General features: G+C 29.3%; 3 protein-coding genes. All 3 read right to left on the bottom strand.

The window, feature by feature from the left end:
* On the bottom strand, nucleotides 1–145 hold a 145-nt coding region (locus ACFPOH_RS07400), incomplete at its 3' end, for a transposase (protein WP_390309300.1).
* A gap of 336 nt (nucleotides 146–481) precedes the next feature.
* Nucleotides 482–1,567 carry a glycosyltransferase gene (locus ACFPOH_RS07395; RefSeq protein WP_390309298.1) on the bottom strand — a complete coding sequence of 362 codons (1,086 nt, stop codon included), beginning with the start codon at nucleotides 1,565–1,567 and terminating at the stop codon, nucleotides 482–484.
* 182 nt (nucleotides 1,568–1,749) lie between these two features.
* The coding region (locus tag ACFPOH_RS07390) for an IS3 family transposase (RefSeq protein WP_390309295.1) at nucleotides 1,750–2,216 on the bottom strand (467 nt) is incomplete at its 5' end.

Below are 2,216 nucleotides of genomic sequence, written 5' to 3'. Positions count from 1 at the left end.
CAATTGGAGAGAGTTGCTTAATCCATTTATAAATCGTTACTTCTGAAACACCATATTCGCTAGAGAGTTGACTGACTGGAGTGCCTGAGCGATAAAGCTCAACTACTGTTTGTTTAAATTCTTGATTGTACCGTTTTTGACTCATGATTCGGACACAACCTTTCGTTAGTTTAATATTAATGACTTAACCAAGTTGTGTCCATAAATCTATACTACATCTAATTCCTTTATTAACTTTGAACTATGGTGCACTAAACCAACTTTGACTTTTCTAAAAAATAATAAGCCTGATTATCAAGTCAATTTAAAAAATATATATTGAAGACCGAATAAGTAGTAAAAACAATCAACATAATTTATCTCAATTTTTATTAATGTTGGATATATTACTTTTTATTACAAAAGTGTTATACAGGACAATATCAAAGTTTTATTCTTAAAATATTAATTATTATTTTATTAATTATAGATTAATAACTTTTTACTCTTCTTCTAAAAAACATGCTACTGGCTTCATCTTAGCTTCCCATGACAAATAATTTTCTGCATATTCTCTCATCTTTAACGTAAAATTTTTTTCATTATAAATTGATTTATAAAAATCAATAATAGATTCAATATTAATAGGTTGTTCATTTTGTGGAAGCTTATAAACATATTTAAAATTACCGGGGAAATCATTATCATAAGCAGTAATAATAAATGGTAATCCTTTTGCACAATATTCTCTATTTTTTAACGTACTAGCGTGTGTTAATCCTATTCTGTGCAAGCCCAAACTTCCAATTCCAATATGACAAATATTATAGAATTTATCTAATTCATTTCCACTTTTAAATCCTTCAAAATGTATATACTTAGATACATTTAGATTTTCAGTTAATTTTTTCAAAATCGGTAATTCTTTACCATCACCCACTAGGTAAAAATGAACCTCAATTTTAGGATTTTTTTTATAATAATCCGCTATCCCTTTAATAAGTCGATCATAACCATGCCACTTTTGTACAGATGCAACTGCTAATAAATTTATCACATTATCTTTAGTAGATATTTTTCTTAATTTAATTTCATTAATATTTATACCATTCTGAGTTTTTATTGTTTTTATATTAAATATTTCATCATCATCGGAGAATGTAATAATTCTATCCACATATTCAATTAGTTTTTTTCTATTTATTCTTTCTTTTATTAACAATGGATAATCAACAAATCTAGATAATTCTTGATCATAAGGAAATGTAGGTATTTCCAACAAAATTTTAATATTACTTTTAGTCTTTTTTATTTTTTTTAAGTCTTGAATAAATTGATAGTCAATAATTGGTTTTCTAATATATAAGAAATCTAAATCTTTAATTTTTTCACAATCAATCCACTTTTTATAAGTAAGTCCATACGGCAATCTTTGTAATACTTTCCTGTATTTATTGGGAAAACTTTGAACTTTAAACAAGTCACAATTAATCCCTAATGAATTTAATGCATCAACTTGTGCCTTTACCTTTTTTTTTACTCCCAAGGAACCTTTTATATCTCCGTATACTAAGTAAAGACCATTCATAAATTCACCTCAANAAGATTAAGTTTTTTTGCACAACAACCATTCATGGATTGTTCCACATCCCAAGTAGATTGTCAAAGTGAAAAGAGCCTTTGACAATCTACTTGGGACGTGGAGAAATAAACCCATGGCTGTTGTGCCAAAAAAAATGTGAAGTGGGGAAGTGTTCTGTACCCCATGTTTTACGCTGCTATTCGGCACATTTTTTCGTATTCATCCGGTGTCAAATAACCGATGCTTCCATAAATTCGTTTGCGATTATACCAACCTTCAATGAATTGAAATAACGCAATTCTCGCTGTCTCATAGCTTTCGTATTTGGTTAGATACACTTCTTCTTTTTTTAATATAGCGTGAAAAGATTCAATACAAGCGTTGTCATATGGACATCCTTTTCGACTAAACGACGGAATCATTTCATGTTTTTTTAGAAGTTCTTGAAACGCTTCACTTGTATATTGTGTTCCTAAATCTGTATGCACGATAAGACCAGAATCGGGCTTTTGATCTTGAATCGCATTTTGAAGTGCTTCCAGCACAATTTCTGATGTCATGGTACGAGAGAATTTATATCCGACCACTTTTTTTGTATGTAAATCAAGAACGGACGCTAGATAACACCAACCATCACGAAGCGTATGGACATATG

The organism is Ureibacillus suwonensis (assembly GCF_042655065.1).
Taxonomy (GTDB): domain Bacteria; phylum Bacillota; class Bacilli; order Bacillales_A; family Planococcaceae; genus Ureibacillus; species Ureibacillus suwonensis.
Note: the sequence above shows the minus strand (reverse complement) of the source record. Positions and strands in the feature narration are given on the sequence as shown.